The organism is Pseudomonas hunanensis (genome assembly GCF_013393325.1).
Taxonomy (GTDB): domain Bacteria; phylum Pseudomonadota; class Gammaproteobacteria; order Pseudomonadales; family Pseudomonadaceae; genus Aquipseudomonas; species Aquipseudomonas putida_P.
In genome coordinates, this window is the sequence record NZ_QJRC01000060.1 from 1 (window position 1) to 19,428 (window position 19,428).

At 63.0% G+C, this 19,428-nt stretch carries 17 protein-coding genes; 12 read left to right on the plus strand and 5 right to left on the minus strand.

The features are described 5' to 3' along the window. Positions 1-61: 61 nt before the first annotated feature. The 5 genes from DM807_RS01135 (at position 62) to DM807_RS01155 (ending at position 5,323) form a co-directional block, all read left to right on the plus strand. Positions 62-970 carry a carbohydrate ABC transporter permease gene (locus DM807_RS01135; RefSeq protein WP_012270708.1) on the plus strand — a complete coding sequence of 303 codons (909 nt, stop codon included), beginning with the start codon at positions 62-64 and terminating at the stop codon, positions 968-970. Further along, entirely contained in the window at positions 963-1,808 is an 846-nt protein-coding gene (locus tag DM807_RS01140; RefSeq protein WP_012270709.1) for a carbohydrate ABC transporter permease, read from the plus strand. Before DM807_RS01135 ends, DM807_RS01140 begins: the two co-directional genes overlap by 8 nt. A 3-nt stretch (positions 1,809-1,811) precedes the next feature. Continuing rightward, the gene (locus DM807_RS01145) at positions 1,812-2,966 is read left to right on the plus strand and encodes an ABC transporter ATP-binding protein (RefSeq protein ID WP_060515672.1); all 1,155 of its coding nucleotides are present in this window, start codon (positions 1,812-1,814) and stop codon (positions 2,964-2,966) included. Between the two features lie 41 nt (positions 2,967-3,007). Further along, complete coding sequence (locus DM807_RS01150; RefSeq protein ID WP_012270711.1) at positions 3,008-4,351, plus strand: carbohydrate porin; 1,344 nt, start codon at positions 3,008-3,010, stop codon at positions 4,349-4,351. Between the two features lie 117 nt (positions 4,352-4,468). After that, positions 4,469-5,323 carry a D-hexose-6-phosphate mutarotase gene (locus tag DM807_RS01155; protein WP_060494480.1) on the plus strand — a complete coding sequence of 285 codons (855 nt, stop codon included), beginning with the start codon at positions 4,469-4,471 and terminating at the stop codon, positions 5,321-5,323. Here the strand turns inward: DM807_RS01155 and hexR are convergent. Further along, the gene (hexR, locus tag DM807_RS01160) at positions 5,316-6,179 is read right to left on the minus strand and encodes a DNA-binding transcriptional regulator HexR (RefSeq protein ID WP_169725179.1); all 864 of its coding nucleotides are present in this window, start codon (positions 6,177-6,179) and stop codon (positions 5,316-5,318) included. The genes DM807_RS01155 and hexR overlap by 8 nt on opposite strands. A gap of 211 nt (positions 6,180-6,390) precedes the next feature. Between hexR and zwf the strand changes: the two genes are divergently transcribed. The 3 genes from zwf to DM807_RS01175 are packed head-to-tail and all read left to right on the plus strand — an operon-like array spanning position 6,391 to position 9,258. Then, complete coding sequence (gene zwf, locus DM807_RS01165) at positions 6,391-7,860, plus strand: glucose-6-phosphate dehydrogenase (protein ID WP_012270714.1); 1,470 nt, start codon at positions 6,391-6,393, stop codon at positions 7,858-7,860. Next, a complete protein-coding gene (gene pgl, locus DM807_RS01170) occupies positions 7,847-8,560 on the plus strand; it encodes a 6-phosphogluconolactonase (protein WP_179026969.1) in 714 nt (237 codons plus the stop codon). Before zwf ends, pgl begins: the two co-directional genes overlap by 14 nt. 17 nt (positions 8,561-8,577) lie before the next feature. Continuing rightward, positions 8,578-9,258, plus strand: coding sequence for a bifunctional 4-hydroxy-2-oxoglutarate aldolase/2-dehydro-3-deoxy-phosphogluconate aldolase (locus tag DM807_RS01175; RefSeq protein WP_012270716.1), 681 nt, complete (start codon positions 8,578-8,580; stop codon positions 9,256-9,258). Positions 9,259-9,412: 154 nt separating this feature from the next. Here DM807_RS01175 and leuA read toward each other — a convergent pair whose 3' ends face one another. The 4 genes from leuA to DM807_RS01195 all read right to left on the minus strand — a co-directional run bounded on the left by leuA (position 9,413) and on the right by DM807_RS01195 (position 14,633). Continuing rightward, the gene (gene leuA / locus DM807_RS01180) at positions 9,413-11,086 is read right to left on the minus strand and encodes a 2-isopropylmalate synthase (protein WP_012270717.1); all 1,674 of its coding nucleotides are present in this window, start codon (positions 11,084-11,086) and stop codon (positions 9,413-9,415) included. A gap of 371 nt (positions 11,087-11,457) precedes the next feature. Then, complete coding sequence (locus DM807_RS01185; protein ID WP_012270718.1) at positions 11,458-12,285, minus strand: M23 family metallopeptidase; 828 nt, start codon at positions 12,283-12,285, stop codon at positions 11,458-11,460. Positions 12,286-12,288: 3 nt separating this feature from the next. Beyond that, entirely contained in the window at positions 12,289-13,668 is a 1,380-nt protein-coding gene (xseA, locus tag DM807_RS01190; RefSeq protein WP_041166388.1) for an exodeoxyribonuclease VII large subunit, read from the minus strand. An 86-nt stretch (positions 13,669-13,754) separates the two neighbouring features. Then, positions 13,755-14,633 carry a LysR family transcriptional regulator gene (locus DM807_RS01195; RefSeq protein ID WP_012270720.1) on the minus strand — a complete coding sequence of 293 codons (879 nt, stop codon included), beginning with the start codon at positions 14,631-14,633 and terminating at the stop codon, positions 13,755-13,757. A gap of 97 nt (positions 14,634-14,730) precedes the next feature. Here DM807_RS01195 and DM807_RS01200 point away from each other — a divergent pair, with 97 nt between their 5' ends. From DM807_RS01200 to guaA, 4 genes are all read left to right on the plus strand, one after another. Continuing rightward, complete coding sequence (locus DM807_RS01200) at positions 14,731-15,486, plus strand: sulfite exporter TauE/SafE family protein (RefSeq protein WP_012270721.1); 756 nt, start codon at positions 14,731-14,733, stop codon at positions 15,484-15,486. 47 nt (positions 15,487-15,533) lie between these two features. Then, positions 15,534-16,091 (plus strand): hypothetical protein, encoded by a 558-nt coding sequence (locus tag DM807_RS01205; RefSeq protein ID WP_012270722.1) that lies wholly within the window; start codon positions 15,534-15,536, stop codon positions 16,089-16,091. An 86-nt stretch (positions 16,092-16,177) separates the two neighbouring features. Further along, entirely contained in the window at positions 16,178-17,647 is a 1,470-nt protein-coding gene (guaB, locus tag DM807_RS01210) for an IMP dehydrogenase (protein WP_012270723.1), read from the plus strand. A gap of 78 nt (positions 17,648-17,725) precedes the next feature. Then, positions 17,726-19,303 (plus strand): glutamine-hydrolyzing GMP synthase, encoded by a 1,578-nt coding sequence (gene guaA / locus DM807_RS01215; protein WP_012270724.1) that lies wholly within the window; start codon positions 17,726-17,728, stop codon positions 19,301-19,303. Positions 19,304-19,428: the final 125 nt, after the last annotated feature.

Here is a 19,428-nt window from a genome sequence, read left to right on the forward strand (position 1 = left end):
CGCAGCCCTATCGCGACGCAAGGCCGCTCCTACAGGGAGTGCGGCGCCTTTGAGGTGAACCATGACAACAACTACCGCCCAACTGCGGGCCTCGCCCCTGGACGCGCTTCAGCGCTGGCTGCCCAAGCTGGTGCTGGCGCCCAGCATGTTCATCGTCCTGGTGGGCTTCTACGGCTACATCCTCTGGACGTTCGTGCTGTCCTTCACCACCTCGACCTTCCTGCCCACCTACAAATGGGCAGGCCTTGCCCAATACGCCCGGCTGTTCGACAACGACCGCTGGTGGGTGGCAAGCAAGAACCTGCTGGTGTTTGGCGGCCTGTTCATTGCCATCAGCTTGGTTATCGGCGTGCTGCTGGCGGTGCTGCTGGACCAGCGCATACGCCGCGAGGGTTTTATCCGCACCCTTTACCTGTACCCCATGGCACTGTCCATGATCGTGACTGGCACCGCCTGGAAGTGGTTGCTCAACCCCGGCATGGGCCTGGACAAGCTACTGCGCGACTGGGGCTGGGAGGGCTTTCGCCTGGACTGGCTGATCGACCCTGACCGGGTGGTGTACTGCCTGGTGATCGCGGCCGTGTGGCAGGCCTCGGGCTTCATCATGGCGATGTTCCTTGCCGGCCTGCGCGGGGTCGACCCGTCGATCATCCGCGCAGCGCAAATGGATGGCGCCAGCCTGCCGCGCATCTACTGGACCGTGGTGCTGCCTAGCCTGCGCCCGGTGTTTTTCAGTGCACTGATGATCCTTTCGCACATTGCCATCAAGAGTTTCGACTTGGTGGCGGCAATGACGGCCGGTGGCCCGGGTTACTCGTCCGACCTGCCGGCGATGTTCATGTACTCGTTCACCTTCAGCCGCGGCCAGATGGGCATGGGGTCGGCCAGCGCCATCCTGATGCTCGGGGCGATCCTGGCGATCCTCGTGCCTTACCTGTATTCGGAGCTGCGGAGCAAACGCCATGCATAGCCCTGTCGACAAACCAGCGCTCAGCCTGAGCCGCATTGCCATACACGCGGTGTTGCTGATCGCTGTGGTGCTGTACCTGGTGCCGCTGGTGGTGATGCTGCTGACCAGCTTCAAGACCCCCGAAGACATCAGTACCGGCAACCTGCTGAGTTGGCCCGCGGTGATTACCGGCATTGGCTGGGTCAAGGCCTGGGGCACGGTCAGCGGTTACTTCTGGAATTCGATCATGATCACCGTGCCAGCGGTGCTGATCTCCACCATCATCGGTGCGCTGAACGGCTATGTGCTGTCGATGTGGCGTTTTCGTGGCTCGCAGCTGTTTTTCGGCCTGCTGCTGTTCGGCTGCTTCCTGCCGTTCCAGACCGTGCTGCTGCCAGCCTCGTTCACCCTCGGCAAGCTCGGCCTGGCCAGCACCACCAGCGGCCTGGTGTTGGTGCACGTGGTCTACGGCCTGGCCTTCACCACGCTGTTCTTTCGCAACTTCTACGTGAGCATTCCCGATGCGCTGGTCAAGGCCGCGCGCTTGGACGGTGCTGGGTTCTTCACCATCTTCCGCCGCATCATCCTGCCCATGTCGACGCCGATCATCATGGTTTGCTTGATCTGGCAGTTCACCCAGATCTGGAACGACTTCCTGTTCGGCGTGGTGTTCTCCAGTGGCGACTCGCAACCGATCACCGTGGCCCTGAACAACCTGGTCAACACCAGCACCGGGGCCAAGGAATACAACGTAGACATGGCGGCAGCGATGATCGCCGGCCTGCCAACCCTGCTGGTCTACGTGGTGGCAGGCAAATATTTCGTGCGCGGGCTGACAGCCGGCGCGGTCAAGGGGTAAGCCATGGCAACGCTCGAACTTCGCAATGTGAACAAGACTTACGGCAGCGGCCTGCCGGACACCCTCAAGGACATCCAGCTGTCGATCAGGGACGGCGAATTCCTGATCCTGGTCGGCCCTTCGGGCTGCGGCAAGTCCACCTTGATGAACTGCATCGCCGGCCTTGAGCAGATCACCGGTGGCGCGATCCTCATCGACGAGCAGGACGTCAGTGGCATGAGCCCCAAGGACCGCGACATCGCCATGGTGTTCCAGTCCTATGCGCTGTACCCGACCATGAGCGTGCGCGAGAACATCGAGTTTGGTCTGAAAATCCGCAAGCTGCCCCAGGCCGCCATCGACGAGGAAGTGGCGCGGGTGGCCAAGCTGCTGCAGATCGAGCACCTGCTGGCGCGCAAGCCGGCGCAGTTGTCCGGTGGCCAGCAGCAGCGTGTGGCCATGGGGCGGGCGCTGGCGCGGCGGCCGAAGATCTACCTGTTCGATGAACCTTTGTCCAACCTCGACGCCAAGCTGCGGGTCGAGATGCGCACCGAAATGAAGCTGATGCACCAGCGCCTGAAGACCACGACCGTCTACGTCACCCATGACCAGATCGAGGCCATGACCCTGGGCGACAAGGTGGCGGTGATGAAGGACGGCATCATCCAGCAGTTCGGTACCCCGCAGCAGATCTACAACGACCCGGCCAACCAGTTCGTCGCCAGCTTCATTGGTTCGCCGCCAATGAACTTCATACCGGTGCGCCTGGCCAAGCAGGATGGCCGCGTGCTGGCGCTGCTCGACAGTGGCCAGGCACGTTGCGAGCTGCCGTTGGGGTTGGCTGCCGACGAGCTGGACGGTCGCGAGATCATTCTGGGTATCCGCCCTGAGCAGATCGCCCTGGGCACCGCAGAGGGCAATGGCCTGCCGGGCATTCGCGCCGAGGTGCAGGTTACCGAGCCCACCGGGCCGGACCTGTTGGTGTTCGTCACCCTCAACCAGACCAAGGTGTGCTGCCGCCTGGCGCCGGATGTGGCGTGCCGGGTGGGTGACACCCTGAACCTGCAATTCGACCCGGCTCGGGTGCTGCTGTTCGACGCCGAAAGCGGCGAACGCGTGCACCTGGCCAGCACTGGGGCAACCGCAAAGGACAACGTGGCTCACTTCAAAGGCCGTTGAATCGTCTACACCATCAATAAGAAAAAAGAGGACGCAAAGGGATGGAACAGCGCAAACGCATCAGCACATTGGGCTCGCTGGCCTTGCTCGCCGTTGTCGGCAGCGGCGGCGTGCAGGCTGCCGAGGCTTTTTCCAGTGAGTCGAAATGGATGACTGGCGACTGGGGCGGCACCCGTACCGAGCTGCTGGAAAAGGGCTACGACTTCACCCTCGACTATGTCGGCGAGGTAGCCGGCAACCTGCACGGCGGCTACAACGACGACAAGACCGCCCGCTACAGCGACCAGTTCGCCCTCGGCGCGCACCTGGACTTGCAGAAAATACTTGGCTGGCACGATGCCGAGTTCAAGCTGGCGATCACCGAGCGCAGCGGCCGCAACCTGTCCAATGACCGCATCAGCGACCCACGCGCTGGGCAGTTCAGCTCGGTGCAGGAGGTGTGGGGTCGTGGTCAGACCTGGCGCTTGACGCAGATGTGGGTCAAGCAGAAGTACTTCGACGGCGCACTGGACGTCAAATTCGGCCGCTTCGGCGAGGGCGAGGACTTCAACAGCTTCCCTTGCGATTTCCAGAACCTGGCCTTCTGTGGCTCGCAGGTGGGCAACTGGGTCGGCGGCATCTGGTACAACTGGCCGGTCAGCCAGTGGGCGCTGCGGGTGAAATACAACATCACCCCGGAATTCTTCGTGCAGGTCGGCGCTTTCGAGCAGAACCCTTCCAACCTGGAAACCGGCAACGGCTTCAAGCTCAGCGGCAGTGGTACCAAGGGGGCGATCTTGCCGGTGGAAGCGGTGTGGTCACCCAAGGTCAACGGCCTGCCTGGTGAGTACCGCCTGGGCTACTACTACAGCACGGCCAAGGCCGACGATGTGTTTGACGACGTCAACGGCAACCCGCAGGCGCTCAGCGGCGAGGCCTTCAAGTCGCATTCCAGCAAGCACGGCTGGTGGGTGGTGGCGCAGCAGCAAGTCACCGCTCACGGTGGCGACGTCAACCGTGGCCTGAGCCTGTTCGCCAACTTCACCGTGCACGACAAGGCCACCAACGTGGTCGACAACTACCAGCAGGTGGGGCTGGTCTACAAAGGCGCCTTCGACGCCCGGCCCAAGGATGACATCGGCTTTGGCGTGGCGCGTATTCATGTAAATGACGACGTGAAAAAGCGCGCTGAACTGCTGAACGCCCAGAGTGGCATCAACGATTACGACAACCCAGGCTTCGTGCCGCTGCAGCGCACCGAGTACAACGCCGAGCTCTATTACGGCTTCCACGTCACCAACTGGCTCACCGTGCGGCCCAACCTGCAGTACATCAAAAGCCCCGGCGGGGTAGACCAGGTGGACAACGCGCTGGTCGCAGGTTTGAAGATTCAGTCGTCATTCTGAGGGCATTTGTTGTAAATTTACGCCAATCCATTTTCGGTTCCCGGCACCCACTGGCCTGCAGTGGTTGTCGGGAATAGGCCGAGACAGCGCTATCTCAAACAACAAGAGCTCTGAACCATGCCCGAACATCCGCTCCATCGCTTCTTTTCCTCGCAGCGGCCAAGGCCGACATTCGAGTGGGAGCGTTACCAGCAGCGCGATGTGCTGATCATCGATCATCCCCGTTGCCAGGCGGTATTCAGCCGCCAGGGTGCGCAGTTGCTGCACTTTCAACCGGCCGGTGAGCGGCCGTGGCTGTGGTGCGCCGAGCAGTGGCCGCAGGTAGGGGCGATTCGGGGTGGGGTGCCGGTGTGCTGGCCGTGGTATGGCCGCCACCCCAGCGAAGACCTGTGGCCGGCCCACGGTTGGGCACGCCTGCTGGATTGGAAGCTGGTGGACAGCCGCGAGGACGAGGAAGGCGTGAGCCTGAAATGGCGGCTGGACCTGTGCGACTGGCAGGTCGACCTGCATGCTCGCCTGGGCAGCCGCATGGAACTGAGCCTGAGCACCGAGCATCAAGACAGCGAACCGTGTCAGTTGAGCCATGCGCTGCTGGCCTATTGGCGCATCAGTGACGTGTCCGAGATAGCGCTGTCTGGGCTAGAGGATATCGAAGGCTACGACCGCCTCAACCGCCAGGCCTGCCGTGAGGAGGGTGCGCTGAAGCTCAAGGGCGGCTGCCAGAAAGTCTACCCGAGCACGCCTCGGGTGCAGCTGCAGGACCCGGCGTGGCAGCGCGAGCTGTGCATCGACACGGGTGACAGCGACGACACCGTGGTCTGGCACCCCGGCAACCGCCCGCTGATGGGCGTGAGTGGGCGCGAGAGCCAGCGTTTCGTTTGTGTCGAGGCCGCCAGCGGCAGCGGCGAGGGCCTGAGCCTGGCGCCGGGCCAGCGTGCGCACTTGCGCTTGCAGGCGCACCGGCTCAGTTGAGTTCGTCGTCCTCGATCGGGTAGCGGCTGGCGTTGAGGCTTTCCTTGATCTTGCGCAGGTGCGGCTGGAAGTCCACGCCGCGGCGCAGGGTCATGCCGGTGGCCAGCACATCGAGCACGGTCAGCTGGATGATCCGCGAGGTCATCGGCATGTAGATGTCGGTGTCTTCCGGCAGTGGGATGTGCAGGCTCAGGCTGCAGGCATTGGCCAGTGGCGAGCCTGCGGCGGTCAGGCCCAGCACCGAGGCGCCGTTTTCGCGTGCCAGGCGCGCCACTTCGACCAGTTCGCGGGTGCGCCCGGTGTAGGAAATGATCACGAACAGGTCGCCGGTGTGCGCCACCGAGGCCAGCATGCGCTGCATCAGCACGTCGGCATGGGCTGACACCGCCAGGTTGAAGCGGAAGAACTTGTGCTGCGCATCCAGGGCCACCGGGGCCGAGGCGCCTAGGCCGAAGAAGTGGATCTGTCGGGCCTGGATCATCATGTCCACCGCACGGCTGACCTGCTGCGGGTCCAGTTGCTGGCAAGCGCCGTCGAGCGAGGCGATGGCACTGGCGAAGATCTTCTGGGTGTAGGCTGCCGGGTCATCGTCGGCTTCTACCGCGCGGCTGACATAGGCGGCGCCGCTGGCCAGGCTCTGCGCCAGTTGCAGCTTGAGTTCCGGGTAGCCGCTGACGCCAAACGAGCGGCAGAAGCGGTTGACGGTCGGTTCGCTGACCTTGGCCGCCTGGGCCAGAGCAGCGATGCTGAAACGAGTGGCTTGTTGCGGGTTGAGCAAGATGACTTCGGCGACTTTGCGTTCGGCCTTGTTCAGCTCGTCGAGGCGTCCCTGGATCTGTTCCAGGAGGTTTCGCACGCGGTCCATGGGTGTGTCCTTGGGTCGGGAAGACAGCCGGCTGCGCAAGCAGCAGGCTTTTTGCACGGTCGTCTATCGTACTGTCGGTGCGGTTGGCGTACCACTTGTCTGTAACACTTGTGTGTAATGTTGTGGTTTTTACTACATTATCCCTTGAAAACCGTATGTGAAAGCGGTATTTCTAGACCAACTTTAGGAAAGAACCAACATCATGGCTGCGATCAGTGTCGAACCTTGCACCTTTGCCCTGTTTGGCGCCCTCGGCGACCTGGCATTGCGCAAGCTGTTTCCTGCGCTCTACCAGCTCGACCGGGCCAACTTGCTGCATCCGGACACCCGCCTGCTGGCCTTGGCCCGCGAGGCCGGCAGTGCGCAGGTGCATCTGGACACCATCGAGGCGCACTTGCGCCGGCATGTGCCCGAAGCCGATATCGAGCCTGCTTCGCTGGGGCGCTTCCTTGCCCGGCTGAGCTATCAGCACCTGGACTTCCTTCAGCCCGAGGGCTACCAGGCCCTGGCCGAGCAACTGCCCGGCGAGCAGCCGTTGATCGCTTACTTCGCCACCGCGGCAGTGGTGTACGGGGCCATTTGCGAAAACCTCGACAAGGTCGGGCTGGCCCCGCGCACGCGCGTGGTACTGGAAAAGCCCATCGGCCACGACCTTGAGTCGTCGCGCCGGGTCAACGATGCCGTGGCGCGCTTCTTCCCTGAAAACCGGGTCTACCGCATCGACCACTACCTGGGCAAAGAGACCGTGCAAAACCTCATTGCCCTGCGCTTCGCCAACAGCCTGTTCGAAACCCAGTGGAACCAGAATTCCATCTCCCACGTGGAGATAACCGTCGCGGAAAAGGTCGGTATCGAAGGCCGTTGGGGTTATTTCGACAAGGCCGGCCAGCTGCGCGACATGATTCAGAACCACCTGCTGCAGCTGCTGTGCCTGATCGCCATGGACCCGCCCAGCGAGCTGTCCGCCGATGCCATTCGCGACGAAAAGGTGAAAGTGCTCAAGGCCCTGGCACCGATCACCGGCGACGGCCTGAGCACCCGTGTGGTGCGCGGCCAGTACATTGCCGGCTACAGCGAAGGCAAACCGGTGCCTGGTTACCTGGAAGAAGACAACGCCAACGCCCAGAGCGACACCGAAACGTTCGTTGCCCTGCGCGCCGACATCCGTAACTGGCGCTGGTCGGGTGTGCCGTTCTACCTGCGAACCGGCAAGCGCATGCCGCAGAAGCTGTCGCAGATCGTCATCCACTTCAAGGAAACGCCGCACTACATCTTCGCCCCGGAGCAGCGTTTGCAGATCGGTAACAAGCTGATCATCCGCCTGCAACCGGACGAAGGCATTTCTTTACGGGTGATGACCAAGGAGCAAGGCCTGGACAAGGGCATGCAACTGCGCAGTGGCCCTTTGCAATTGAATTTTTCCGACACCTGGCGCAGCGCAAGAATTCCGGATGCCTACGAGCGGCTTTTGCTCGAAGTGATGCGCGGCAACCAGAACCTGTTCGTGCGCAAGGACGAAATCGAGTATGCCTGGAAGTGGTGCGACCAGTTGATCGCCGGCTGGCGTAACGCGGGCGATGCGCCCAAGCCTTACGCTGCGGGCTCCTGGGGGCCGATGAGCTCGATTGCACTGATCACACGCGATGGGAGGGCGTGGTATGGGGATATCTGAACTGAAACTGCCAGCGGCCGTGAAGGCACATAGCCTGGCGGACGCCAAGGCACTGGCTGCAACCCTGGCGCACGACGTGGCCGAACGGCTGCGCGCGGCCATTGCCGCCAAGGGCCAAGCCTGCGTGGTGCTGTCCGGTGGCCGCAGCCCGGTGCCGTTCCTGGAGAAGCTGGCCAGCGAAAACCTGGACTGGGCCAAGGTCACCGTCAGCCTGGCCGACGAGCGCTGGGTGCCGGTGGAGCATGCTGACAGCAATGCTGGCCTGTTGGCCCGCCACCTGTTGAAGGGCGCGGCGGCCAAGGCCCGCTTCGTTGGCCTGTACCAGCAGGCGGAAAACCTCGATGCCGCTGCGCTCAAGGCCGACCAGGGCTTGGTCGCGCTACCGCCAATCGACGTGCTGGTGCTGGGCATGGGTGACGATGGCCATACCGCCTCGCTGTTTCCGGCCAGCCCCAACCTGGAGGCAGGCCTGGACTTGGCCAGCCCGCGCCGCTGCCTGCCCTTGCTGGCGCCGAGCGTGCCGCACCAGCGCCTGTCGATGACCCGCTCGCTGCTGGCCAGTGCTGGCTTTATCGCGCTGTCCGTGCAAGGCCAGGGCAAACTCGCTACCCTGCGCGCCGCGCTGGCTGGCAACGACCTTACTGAAATGCCGATTCGCGCTTTTCTTCACGACCCCCTGGACATCTACTGGTGCCCATGAGCCAAGGATCCACAGTCATGACCACCCTCGAACGCCCACAGCCCAAGCTCTCGATGGCTGATAAAGCCGCGCGGATCGACGCCATTTGCGAAAAGGCGCGCATCCTGCCGGTCATCACCATCGCCCGTGAGGAAGACATCCTGCCGCTGGCTGATGCCCTGGCCGCTGGCGGCATCCGTACCCTGGAAGTGACCCTGCGCTCGCAGCATGGCCTGAAGGCCATCCAGGTGCTGCGTGAACAGCGCCCGGAGTTGTGCGTAGGCGCCGGCACCGTGCTTGATCGCAGTATGTTCGCCGCCGTCGAGGCTGCCGGCGCGCAGTTCGTCGTTACACCGGGCATTACCCAGGACATTCTGCAAGCGGGCGTGGACAGTGAAATTCCGCTGCTGCCAGGCATCAGCACGCCATCCGAAATCATGATGGGTTACGCCCTGGGCTACCGTCGCTTCAAGTTGTTCCCGGCGGAAATCAGCGGCGGTGTGGCGGCAATCAAGGCCTTTGGCGGCCCGTTCGGTGATATTCGCTTCTGCCCCACGGGCGGCGTGAACCCGGCCAATGTGCGCAACTACATGGCACTGCCCAATGTGATGTGCGTGGGTGGCACCTGGATGCTCGACAGCAGCTGGATCAAGAACGGCGACTGGGCGCGGATTGAGGCGTGCAGTGCGGAGGCGATGGCGCTGCTGGACGCCAACTGAATTTGTTGTGTGCTTTACGGCTTATGGGGCGCTTGGTCGGCGCCCCTTTTTTTGTCCGGTTTTTTTGCAGTGCCTGTGCTGGCCCTATCGCGGGCACAGGCAATAAAAAAGCCCGCATCAAACGATGCGGGCTTTCTCATGCTTGCCGTAGGGCTCAGGCCGCCTTGGCCTCCTGCTGGCTCAGCGAGCGGTTCAGCGCGCTGAACAGTGCCTTGAAGCTGGCGGTGGTGATGTTTTCATCGATGCCTACGCCATGTACCGGGCGGCCACCGGCCACGCGCAGTTCAATGTAGGCCGCTGCCTTGGCATTGGTGCCCGCACCAATGGCGTGCTCGTTGTAGTCCATGATCTCCACGGCAATCGGCAAGCCAGCCACCAGTGCTTCCAGGGCGCCATTGCCCTTGCCGCGCCAGTGCAGGGTGGTTTCGCCTTCACCGGCCACTTCCACTTCCACGGCGCTGTGGCCGTTTTCTTCCTGCAGGCGATGGCTGACCAATGCGTATGGCGCGTTGGCCTGGAGATATTCCTTGTGCAGCAGGCTGTAGATTTGCTGGGCGGTCATTTCCAGGCCAAGGCGGTCGGTTTCACCTTGCACCACTTGGCTGAACTCGATTTGCATGCGGCGCGGCAGGCTGATGCCATATTCCTGTTCGAGCAGGTAGGTGATGCCGCCTTTGCCCGACTGGCTGTTGACGCGGATCACCGCCTCGTAGCTGCGGCCGATGTCGGCCGGGTCGATCGGCAGGTACGGCACTTCCCACCGTTCGCCTTCCTGCTGCTTGGCGAAGCCCTTGCGGATGGCATCCTGGTGCGAGCCGGAGAACGCGGTGTGGACCAGGTCGCCAACATACGGGTGGCGAGGGTGCACTGGCAGCTGGTTGCACTCTTCGACCACCTTGCGCACGCCGTCGATGTCGGAGAAGTCCAGCTGCGGGTCGATGCCCTGGGTGTAGAGGTTCAGTGCCAAGGTCACCAGGTCGACGTTACCGGTACGCTCGCCGTTGCCGAACAGGCAGCCTTCGGCGCGGTCGGCACCGGCCATCAGGCCCAGCTCGGTGGCTGCGATGCCGGTGCCACGGTCGTTGTGGCAGTGCAGGCTGATGATCACGCTGTCGCGGCGGCTGACGTTGCGGCAGAACCACTCGATCTGGTCGGCGTAGATGTTTGGCGTGGACACTTCCACGGTGGCCGGCAGGTTGAGGATGATCTTGTGTTCAGGTGTTGGGTTCCACACCTCGATGACCGCGTCGCAGACTTCCTTGGCGAATTCCATTTCGGTGGCGCTGAAGGTTTCTGGCGAGTACTGGAAGGTCCAGTGGGTTTCTGGCTGCTGGGCAGCGTATTTGACGAACAGCTTGGCCGCGTTCACCGCGATGTCCTTCACGCCTTGTTTGTCCTGATTGAAGACGATGCGGCGGAACGACGGGCTGGTGGCGTTGTACAGGTGGACGATGGCTTTCTTGGCACCGCGCAGCGACTCGAAGGTGCGGGCGATCAGGTCTTCACGGGCTTGGGTGAGCACCTGGATGGTGGTGTCGTCCGGGATGTGGCCGTCCTGGATCAGGGTGCGCACGAAGTCGAAATCGGTCTGCGAGGCAGACGGGAACGAGGCTTCGATTTCCTTCACGCCCACCTGCACCAAGGTCTTCCAGAAGCGCAGTTTCTTCTCCGAATCCATCGGCTCGATCAGCGACTGGTTGCCATCACGCAGGTCGGAGCTGCACCAGATAGGTGCTTCGGTGATGGTCTTCGACGGCCAGGTGCGGTCAGGCAGGTCGATGGTCGGGAAAGCGCGGTACTTCTTCGAAGGGTCTTTGAGCATGGTCATGGAAGCAATCCTTTTGTGTGCGGCCGAGATCGGGCCTGCCGAGCAATAACGAGATGAGGAGGCGAGGCGACGCGATTCAGCCTGGTAGTCGGGCGCTGACCAGGCAGAGGCTGCGATGTTGTCGGAGCAGGATGAGGGTGCTGAAGGTTTTCATGCCTTCAAACTTAACCAGTGGGGTGGGGGATGGCAAGTGTTCGGGGAAAATTGAGAGAAATGCTTAAAAAAAGCTGCTTGGCGAGATTTTATAGCTGGATTTTGTTAGGTGCTTCTGGATGCTTGCGTAGTATTTTTCGAAGGCGCAACACAGAGGTTTTGCTGCAGACCGTGCCAGCCCTATCGCGGGTAAACCCGCGATAGGGCTGGCACAGGTCTCAGGGTTGGAACGCGCCAATGAAAATCGCCGGGTCCACCCGCGCATCATTCAGGCTGACGTTCCAGTGCATGTGCGGCCCGGTTGCCCGCCCGGTCGAACCTACGCGCCCGACCACCTCGCCCCGGCGCAGTTGCTGCCCCACCTGCACGTCGATCTTCGACATGTGGCAGAACATGCTGATAAAGCCCTGCCCATGGTCGACGAATACCGTGCGGCCATTGAAGAAGTAATCCCCCACCAGGATCACCTTGCCATTGGCCGGGGTCTTGATCGGCGTGCCCGCAGGCACCGCGAAGTCCAGCCCGGCATGCGGGTTGCGTTCTTCACCGTTGAAGAAACGGCGCACGCCGAACTTGCTCGACAGCGGGCCGTTGACCGGCTTGTCGAGGATCAGGTTACTCGGCAGGCTCGGGCTGAAGCTGCGGTAGGCCTTGATCTGCTCGGCCAGCTCGCGGTCGATGCGCTTGAGGTCGGCCGGGTTCGGGTTGACCTGGCGGGTGTTCTTCAGGGTAATGCGCTGCTCAGGGTACTTTTTACTGCCGACGCTGAAAGGCAGGGAGCGCCCGCCTTGGTTCAGCATTGCGGTGCCGGGCTTCTGGGTCAGCGGGATGCCGACGATGGCCAGCCAGTTGTCCTGTTCCTTCACCACCAGCACCGGCTTGCCGTCGAAACGGGCACTGGGCGCGCTGGCGGCGGGGCCCAGGTCGACCACTGCCACGCCGCCCGGGACCGGTTTGTTCAGGGTGCGGGTGATGTAGCTGGCCTGGGCGCCGCCAGCCAGCAGCAGCAGGGAAAGGGCAAGCAGGGGCGCGAACAGGCGGGGCATGTGTCAGTCCAGTAGTGAGAGGGTGACCGGGGTCTGGTGGTTGTCTTCGACCCGCACCAGCAGCTCGCCTTCGTTCAGGCGGGCGGTGAGGCGCTGGCCATTGCGGGTTTGTTCGGCGCTGCGAATGGCCTGGCCCTGGTCGTCCAGCAGGATGCTGTAGCCGCGGGCGAGGGTGGCCAGCGGGCTGACCACCTGCAGGGTTTGCAGTTGGGCCTGGAAGCGTTGGCGACGGTCTTTCAACACATCGCGCATGGCCCGTGGCAGGCGCTCGGCCAGGCTGTCCAGGCGTTGTTTCAACAGCTTCAGGTTACGCCCCGGGTGCTGCGCGGCCAGGCGGGTGTCCAGGCGCGCCAGGCGTTCGCGGCGCTGGTTGAGGTTGAGCATGAAGGCGCGACGCAGGCGCATGTCCAGGTCGTCCAGGCGCTGGGCCTGCTGACGCAAGCGCTCGCCTGGGTGGCGCAGGCGCCGGGTCAGTGACTCCAGGCGCAGGCGGTCGTGGGTCAGGCGGTTCTGCATGCGCAGCAGCAGGCGCCGCTGCAGGCCATCCAGGCGTTGCTGCAGGCCGCTGTTGTCGGGGGCCAGCAGCTCGGCGGCGGCAGACGGGGTGGGCGCGCGCATGTCGGCGACGAAGTCGCTGATCGATACGTCGGTTTCATGGCCCACGGCGCTGACTATCGGGGTGACGCAGGCGGCCACGGCACGCGCCACGGCTTCTTCGTTGAAGCACCACAGGTCCTCCAGCGAGCCGCCACCACGGGCCAGGATCAGTGCATCGAAGCCAAGGCTGTCGGCCAGGCGAATGGCGCGCACGATCTGCGCGATGGCTTCGCGGCCTTGTACTGCCGTAGGAATCAGGTTCAGTTCCACCTGCGGGGCACGGCGGCCGAACACGCTGATGATGTCGCGGATCACAGCGCCCGTGGGCGAGGTGATGATGCCGATGCGTTGCGGGTGGGCTGGCAGCGGCTTCTTGCGTTCGGTGCTGAACAGCCCCTCGGCACCGAGCTTTTCCTTCAGCGCCTCGAAGGCCAGCCGCAGGGCACCATCGCCGGCCGGCTCGACGGTGTCGAGAATCAGCTGGTAGTCGCCACGCCCCTCGAACAGCGAAACCTTACCGCGCACCCGCACCGCCAGGCCGTCGCGCAGGGCTTGGCGCACCCGTGTGGCGTTCTGTCGGAACAACGCACAACGCACCTGGGCGCCACTGTCCTTGAGGGTGAAGTACATGTGGCCGGACGCCGGGCGGGCGAGGTTGGAGATTTCGCCTTCCACCCAGACGCTGCGGAACACGTCTTCCAGCAGCACGCGGGCGCGGCCATTGAGTTGGCTGACGGTAAGGACCTCGCGGTCCAGGCCGAGTCGTTCGAAGGGGTCTTTGATCATGGCAGGCATCATAAAGGACATCAGCCCCGGTTGTCTGTCCCGGCCCTGTCACCGCATCTGTGGTCGGACCTGTCGCGGTCGCAGCTTCAAGCCTGCATCGTCGTTACGAACTGCCGCACCATCTGCCCCGCATCGCGTCGACAGGCCAGCGCCACGGTGCTCTGGCAGTCACCCTCCAGCGCCACGAAGCTGACCGACGCCGGCGCGATTTCGCGCATGCACGCTGGCAACAGCGCCACCCCAAACCCCGCTTGAATCAGCTGCAACTGCGTCGTCTTGCGTGACAACACCTGCGCCGCCTGCGGGAAGAAGCCAGCGTCCATGCACAACGAGGCCGACAGATAGCTCAAGCCGCCGCGATCTCGGTGCGGGATGGAAATGAAGCGTTCTTCCCGCAGTCGCTCCAACTGAACTTGCTGGGCGTTGGCCAAGGGATGCCCAGCGGCGACCGCCAGCAGCAAGGGCTCGCGGAACAGTTCATGCAGCACCACACCTTCATGCTGGCGCAGCACCGGCAAACGCAGCAGGCCGATATCCAACCGCCCGCCAGCAATATCTTCCAGCTGTGCCTCCGACGATTGCTGTGCAATCTCCAGTGAAACCCCGGGGTTGTCCTTCAGGTAGTTGCCCAGGCGACCCAGCAACGGGCCTGTCACCGGTACGGTGCTGGAATGGTTCAGGCGCAGGCTGCCTTTCAGCCCGTCGCCGATGTCGCGGGTAACCCGCTCGGCCTGTGCCAGGTCGGCCAGCAAGCGGCGGGCCCGCTCCAGAAATGCCTGCCCGGCCAGTGTCAGGCGTGGCAGGCGCGCGGTGCGCTCGAACAGCGGCGTGCCCAGTTGCTGTTCCAACGCCGTGATCTGCCGGCTCAATGCCGACTGGGCGATGTACAACCGCTCGGCGGCACCGCTGAAGCTGCCGCATTCGGCGATTTCCACGAAGTAACGCAACTGGCGGATCGACGTCATGTCATGCCTTTTCGAGATGGCTGTGGCGATAAAGGCATATTAGTCGGCATGACTCATCGCTGGCTAACCTTTGCCTGTCTTCCCAGGAACTGCCGCCATGCTTGCTCAATTGTCGTTTTCCGGCCTTGATTGGCTACCCATTCTGCTGGGTGTCGGCGTTGCCTACATCGTCTTCGGTATCGCCGGCTTTGGCACCGCGCTGGTGGCCGGCCCGGTGTTGATCCACTTCATGCCTTTGTCTCGCATCATCCCGCTGCTGGTGTTGCTGGACTTCGTCGCCGCCTTCGGCAACCTGCTGCCGTCGCGCCGGGATGTAGTGCGCGGCGAGTTGCTGCGGCTGCTGCCGTTCATGGCCCTGGGTTGCACGTTGGGCGTGGTGTTCCTGCTGCAGTTGAAGTCCGACCTCTTGCTGCTGTTGATGGGGGTGTTCGTGACCGCCTATGCGCTGTACGGGCTGGCAGTCAAAGTGCGGCCGGCCAGTCTGTCGGGCTTGTGGGCGGTGCCGATGGGGACGGCAGGCGGGTTGTTCGGGGCCTTGTTCGGTAGCGGCGGGTTTCTTTACGCCCTTTACCTGAGCGCGCGGCTGGAAGTCAAAGAGCAGGTGCGTGCCACCCAAAGCGCGCTCATCAGTTGCAGCACGGTAGTGCGCCTGACGCTGTTCCTGATTGCCGGCGTTTATGCTGACCAAAGCCTGCTGCTGCTCGCCGCCTGCTTGCTGCCAGTGATGTTCGTCGGGCTCTGGGTGGGGCGCAGGTTGACCAACCGGCTGTCCCGTGAAGCTTTCGTGCGCCTGGTCACCTGGTTGGTGCTAGCCAGCGGCCTGGCGTTGATCGGTCGCTACCTGAGCGCCTGAGCGGTAGAATTGCGCCATTACCGCAGTCTTTCAGGCTTGACCCGTTCATGAACACCCAGAGCATCATCGTTCCCAAACTGTCTACCGTCCCGGTGCACGAAGCCCGTGCCCGCGCCATCCTGCGTTGGCTGGTGCGCGAAAAGGTGGTCGAGGAACAGCTGACCACCTGTGGCCGCACCGGCAACCGCATGGGCCATGCCCTGGCGGCAGGGGCGCGCAAGGTGGCCCTGCACCCGGAAAAACTGCCTTTCGGCGCGCAGGCCAACGGCCTGGAAGTGATGCTCAAGCGCTGCATCTATACCCCCACCGAGGGCTTCCTCGAAGAAGCCGGTTGCCCGGAGTGCCGGCGCGAGGTGGGCGAGCCGCTGTTCGAAAGCCTGGAAGAGTGGATGCCGGGAGTGAGCGATAACTTCACGTGCCCGCTGTGCGGCTTCGAAGATGACATCAATGGCTTCATTTACCTGCAGCCATGTGCCTTTTCCAACCTGGGGTTCATCTTCAACAACTGGGGCGAGGCCGGGTTCACCCAGGCCTTTCTCGACAGCTTCGCCGACTGGCTCGACCAGCCGGTGGCCGTGGTACAGGTAAAACTGCCACAAGGCTGACCGAAGGCCCTTATTTTGCATTGAGCGGCGCGCCGTGCATGAGTATAATGGCGCGCTTCCATTTTTCCCGCCCGGGAGCCCCCGCGATGCTGCGTATCAGCCAAGAAGCCCTGACCTTCGACGATATCCTCCTTGTACCTGGCTATTCCGAGGTACTGCCTAATGAAGTCAGTCTCAAGACCCGTTTGACCCGTGGCATCGAGCTGAACATTCCGCTGGTTTCCGCCGCCATGGATACCGTGACCGAAGCGCGTCTGGCCATTGCCATGGCCCAGGAAGGCGGCATCGGCATCATCCACAAGAACATGACCATCGAACAGCAGGCCGGCGAAGTACGCAAGGTCAAGAAGTTCGAGGCTGGCGTGGTCAAGGACCCGATCACCATCGAGGCCGACGCCACCGTGCGCGACCTGTTCGACCTGACCCGCCTGAACAACATCTCCGGCGTTCCGGTACTGGCGAATGGCGACCTGGTCGGCATCGTCACCTCCCGTGACGTACGCTTCGAAACCCGCCTGGACGCCAAGGTCCGCGACGTGATGACGCCCAAAGAGCGTCTGGTCACTGTCCGCGAAGGCGCCGACAAGAACGAAGTCCGTGAGCTGCTGCACAAGCACCGTCTGGAAAAAGTCCTGATCGTTGACGACAAGTTCAACCTCAAAGGCATGATGACCGTCAAGGACATCGAAAAGGCCAAGGCCTACCCGCTGGCCAGCAAGGACGACCAAGGTCGCCTGCGTGTCGGCGCCGCCGTCGGCACCGGCAAGGACACCGGCGAGCGTGTTGCTGCCCTGGTAGCCGCAGGCGTTGACGTGGTGGTGGTCGACACCGCCCACGGCCACTCCAAAGGCGTGATCGACCGCGTGCGCTGGGTGAAAGAAACCTACCCGCAAGTGCAGGTGATCGGCGGCAACATCGCCACTGGCGCTGCTGCCAAGGCCCTGGCCGAAGCGGGCGCTGATGCCGTCAAGGTCGGTATCGGCCCGGGCTCCATCTGCACCACCCGTATCGTTGCCGGTGTCGGCGTGCCGCAAATCAGCGCCATCGCCAACGTCGCAGCCGCACTGGAAGGCACTGGCGTGCCATTGATCGCCGACGGCGGCATCCGCTTCTCCGGTGACCTGTCCAAGGCCATCGTTGCCGGTGCTTCCTGCGTGATGATGGGTTCGATGTTCGCCGGTACCGAAGAGGCACCAGGCGAAGTCGAACTGTTCCAGGGCCGTTCCTACAAGGCCTACCGCGGCATGGGCTCGCTGGGTGCCATGGCACAGGCGCAAGGGTCGTCCGACCGTTACTTCCAGGACTCCTCGGCCGGCGCCGAGAAGCTTGTTCCTGAGGGGATCGAAGGCCGCGTTCCTTACAAAGGCGCCCTGGCCGCGATCATCCACCAGCTGATGGGCGGCCTGCGTTCGTCCATGGGCTACACCGGCAGCGCAACCATCGAAGAGATGCGCACCAAGCCGGAATTCGTGCGCATCACCGGTGCCGGCATGGCCGAGTCGCACGTGCATGACGTGCAAATCACCAAAGAAGCCCCTAACTACCGCGTAGGCTGAGGCTTCCAGCTACAACCTAAAGCGGGGCTGTCACGACAGCCCCGCGTCGTTTCCGATTTCCACTGACGAGATTGAGTCATGGCCCTCGACATTCACGCTCACCGCATCCTGATCCTCGATTTCGGTTCCCAGTACACCCAGCTGATCGCCCGCCGTGTGCGCGAAATCGGCGTGTACTGCGAACTGCACCCGTTCGACATGGACGATGAAGCGATCCGCGAATTCAACCCGCGCGGCATCATCCTCGCCGGCGGCCCCGAGTCGGTTCACGAAGCCAACAGCCCGCGTGCGCCGCAGGCCGTGTTCGACCTGAACGTACCCGTGCTGGGCATCTGCTACGGCATGCAGACCATGGCCGAGCAAATGGGCGGCAAGGTCGAAGGTTCCGACCTGCGTGAGTTCGGTTATGCCCGCGTGGACGTGGTCGGCAAGAGCCGCCTGCTCGACGGCATCGAAGACCACGTTGACGACGACGGCGTGCTGGGCCTGGACGTGTGGATGAGCCACGGCGACAAGGTCACCCAGATGCCGGGCAACTTCAACATCCTGGCCAGCACCCCAAGCTGCCCGATCGCCGGCATGTACGACGATGCCCGCGGCTACTACGGCGTGCAATTCCACCCGGAAGTGACCCACACCAAGCAGGGCGGTCGCATCCTGTCCCGCTTCGTGCAGGACATCTGCGGCTGTGAAGCCCTGTGGACCGCGTCCAACATCGTCGAAGACGCCATCGCCCAGGTGCGTGCACAAGTAGGTTCGGCCAACGTCCTGCTGGGCCTGTCCGGCGGTGTTGACAGCTCGGTGGTTGCCGCGCTGCTGCACCGTGCCATCGGCGACCAGCTGACCTGCGTATTCGTCGACAACGGCCTGCTGCGCCTGCACGAAGGAGACCAGGTGATGGCCATGTTCAAAGAGAACATGGGCGTCAAGGTGATCCGTGCCGATGCTGAAAAGCAGTTCCTCGACAACCTGGAAGGCGAAGCCGACCCAGAGAAGAAGCGCAAGATCATCGGCCGCACCTTCATCGACATCTTCGATGCCGAAGCCAGCAAGCTGGAAAACATCCAGTTCCTCGCCCAAGGCACCATCTACCCGGACGTGATCGAGTCGGCGGGTGCCAAGAGCGGCAAGGCCCATGTGATCAAGTCGCACCACAACGTGGGTGGCCTGCCAGAGGAAATGAACCTCAAGCTGGTCGAGCCGCTGCGTGAACTGTTCAAGGACGAAGTGCGCAAGATCGGCCTGGAGCTGGGCCTGCCGTACGACATGGTCTACCGCCACCCGTTCCCAGGCCCGGGCCTGGGCGTGCGTATCCTCGGTGAAGTGAAGAAGGAATACGCCGACATCCTGCGTCGCGCCGACCACATCTTCATCGAAGAACTGCGCAAGGCCGATTGGTACCACAAGACCAGCCAGGCGTTCGTGGTGTTCCAGCCGGTCAAGTCGGTTGGCGTCGTTGGCGACGGCCGTCGCTACGCCTGGGTCGTGGCCCTGCGTGCCGTCGAGACCGTGGACTTCATGACCGCGCGTTGGGCGCACCTGCCGTACGAGCTGCTGGAAACCGTCAGCGGCCGTATCATCAACGAAATCGACGGTATCTCGCGCGTTACCTACGACGTGTCGAGCAAGCCGCCTGCCACTATCGAGTGGGAATAAGTTGAGCCACAAGGGCGCCGTAAGGCGCCCTTGTCGTATCTGTTTCCTGTGCCGGCCCCTTCGCGGGTAAAACCGTGAAGGGGCCAGCACAGGCCGATACAAGACTTCACTTAATCTTTCCCATT

Excerpts from the sequence above, each read along its gene's own strand:
- DM807_RS01135 (WP_012270708.1), top strand. The coding sequence starts at position 62 with ATGACAACAACTACCGCCCAACTGCGGGCCTCGCCCCTGGACGCGCTT.
- DM807_RS01140 (WP_012270709.1), top strand. The coding sequence starts at position 963 with ATGCATAGCCCTGTCGACAAACCAGCGCTCAGCCTGAGCCGCATTGCC.
- DM807_RS01145 (WP_060515672.1), top strand. The coding sequence starts at position 1,812 with ATGGCAACGCTCGAACTTCGCAATGTGAACAAGACTTACGGCAGCGGC.
- DM807_RS01150 (WP_012270711.1), top strand. The coding sequence starts at position 3,008 with ATGGAACAGCGCAAACGCATCAGCACATTGGGCTCGCTGGCCTTGCTC.
- DM807_RS01155 (WP_060494480.1), top strand. The coding sequence starts at position 4,469 with ATGCCCGAACATCCGCTCCATCGCTTCTTTTCCTCGCAGCGGCCAAGG.
- zwf (WP_012270714.1), top strand. The coding sequence starts at position 6,391 with ATGGCTGCGATCAGTGTCGAACCTTGCACCTTTGCCCTGTTTGGCGCC.
- pgl (WP_179026969.1), top strand. The coding sequence starts at position 7,847 with ATGGGGATATCTGAACTGAAACTGCCAGCGGCCGTGAAGGCACATAGC.
- DM807_RS01175 (WP_012270716.1), top strand. The coding sequence starts at position 8,578 with ATGACCACCCTCGAACGCCCACAGCCCAAGCTCTCGATGGCTGATAAA.
- leuA (WP_012270717.1), bottom strand. The coding sequence starts at position 11,086 with ATGACCATGCTCAAAGACCCTTCGAAGAAGTACCGCGCTTTCCCGACC.
- DM807_RS01185 (WP_012270718.1), bottom strand. The coding sequence starts at position 12,285 with ATGCCCCGCCTGTTCGCGCCCCTGCTTGCCCTTTCCCTGCTGCTGCTG.
- xseA (WP_041166388.1), bottom strand. The coding sequence starts at position 13,668 with ATGATCAAAGACCCCTTCGAACGACTCGGCCTGGACCGCGAGGTCCTT.
- DM807_RS01195 (WP_012270720.1), bottom strand. The coding sequence starts at position 14,633 with ATGACGTCGATCCGCCAGTTGCGTTACTTCGTGGAAATCGCCGAATGC.
- DM807_RS01200 (WP_012270721.1), top strand. The coding sequence starts at position 14,731 with ATGCTTGCTCAATTGTCGTTTTCCGGCCTTGATTGGCTACCCATTCTG.
- DM807_RS01205 (WP_012270722.1), top strand. The coding sequence starts at position 15,534 with ATGAACACCCAGAGCATCATCGTTCCCAAACTGTCTACCGTCCCGGTG.
- guaB (WP_012270723.1), top strand. The coding sequence starts at position 16,178 with ATGCTGCGTATCAGCCAAGAAGCCCTGACCTTCGACGATATCCTCCTT.
- guaA (WP_012270724.1), top strand. The coding sequence starts at position 17,726 with ATGGCCCTCGACATTCACGCTCACCGCATCCTGATCCTCGATTTCGGT.